3 protein-coding genes are annotated in these 1,600 nt (G+C 31.1%); 1 reads left to right on the forward strand and 2 read right to left on the reverse strand.

Features of this window, described 5'->3' with window-relative positions; all coding sequences use genetic code 11:
- On the forward strand, positions 1-299 hold a 299-nt coding region (locus BOW55_RS20940; RefSeq protein ID WP_164975091.1), incomplete at its 5' end, for a hypothetical protein.
- A 163-nt stretch (positions 300-462) separates the two neighbouring features.
- Here BOW55_RS20940 and BOW55_RS20640 read toward each other — a convergent pair.
- Both BOW55_RS20640 and BOW55_RS20945 read right to left on the reverse strand, forming a co-directional pair.
- Positions 463-927 (reverse strand): JAB domain-containing protein, encoded by a 465-nt coding sequence (locus tag BOW55_RS20640; protein WP_129026324.1) that lies wholly within the window; start codon positions 925-927, stop codon positions 463-465.
- Positions 928-1,314: 387 nt separating this feature from the next.
- A partial coding sequence (locus BOW55_RS20945; protein WP_164975092.1) for a hypothetical protein occupies positions 1,315-1,600 on the reverse strand: 286 nt, incomplete at its 5' end.

Consider the following 1,600-nt stretch of genomic DNA (forward strand, 5'->3'; position numbering starts at 1 on the left):
GTCCAAATGATCTTTTAGAAGTTAAAAATCTATTAAAATTACCAAATAACGAGTCAATTTATTATGATGCGGAAAAGGCATATATAAATTTTTTCTCAAAATCAAATGACGGTAGTTTAGAAAATAAAGATATTTATAATTCTTATCCCAAGGGAAAAAATGGATTATTTGACGAAAAATATGAAAATATTATTTACAGTATAAAGGATGATATCATATTAAAACATGGAAATCAACAGTTGACGAATAAAGACGTAATTTATGTCAACCGAAAAATGAAAACAGTAGAAAAAAAGTAAAAAAAACTAATGCACAACAGTTACCACATAGATTTAGGTACTTAGCTTAACGCAAGTGGGTTTTGTATTTTAGATGATTATTGCAATTACATCTATAAAGAACATATTAGGAATTCGTTACTTATTTCAGATTTTTCAGAGATAATCAAAGTTGTAAAAGCGCTTATAAAGCGCCTTCATCAGCAAAGGAGTAATATGATTCTGTAGTTATAATTAATGAATCTAGTAATGTTATATCAAGAAGTCTTCCGGCTTCTTTTACTTTTCGGGTAATCTGTTTATCGGCTTCAGAGGCTGTTAGGTTTCCTGAAGGATGGTTGTGAATCATCATTAAAGATGTAGCATTTGCCTTAAGAGCTGACGAGAATATTAGTCTAATATCTACAACAGTCCCTGCAATTCCTCCGGAAGAGATTTCGTAAATTCCAAGTGCCTTGTTAGCTTGATTCAATAATAATACTTTGAACTGCTCGAAGAATTCTATTTTATTATGATCCCAAGCTGAAAGAACAAGCTTATATGCATCTTTTGAAGATTTGATTTGTGGTCTTTCAGAATTTTTTACTTTTGTTTTATAGATCAGTTCAATTTCAGATACATTCTGCCAGTTTTGATTTAAAGTTTCCATAATTTCTATATTTTAAATTAATTATGGAACATTCACCGGGAATCGCCTAGCAAGCGCAAAAAGCAACGCAATAAAGCAGGATTTTTTTCCTGCATTTATGGGGGAATTTTTTGCAAGCGCCCGCAGGAGATTCTCGAACTTTGTGACGAAATTAAATAAGATATTATAAGAAGTATGGATTCGTTAGCATGGGTTGGAAAAGATTCAATGTAGCGAGTATGTAAAAAAAAGTAAGGTTCGAACCCCTCATCGCTCGCTATTTATTAATAATTTCCGTGGGCTGTCAGGGACTGCAATCGAACACTTAATCCCTATTTTGGCTTTTTTTGAAAATGTAAGATGAGATGGCAATATTGTAGTTCCGCTTAGCTGTTGCTTTTTGTCTCTTTAAAAATTAATCTCACCCTCATTTTTAATATATTCATTCAGGAAGCTTTCGAAATTTTGGTGCAAATGAATCCATGAAATTTGATCATCATCTATTTCTTTAGCTAAAAGTACAACTGAATTTTCTGTAAAAGCTAATAATTCTTGTTGTTTGGTTTTAAAAAAAGGTATAAGCCTTTTTGAGTTTAAGTCTTCCTCGTGTTTAAAATTTATTGCATTTTCTTCCTCTAAATTATAGTAATAAATAATGTCTTCAAGATGCAGAAATGCATTACTTTCCCATTTC

Origin of the sequence: Flavobacterium sp. YO12, assembly GCF_004119495.1 — a bacterium.
Classification (GTDB): Bacteria; Bacteroidota; Bacteroidia; order Flavobacteriales; family Flavobacteriaceae; genus Flavobacterium.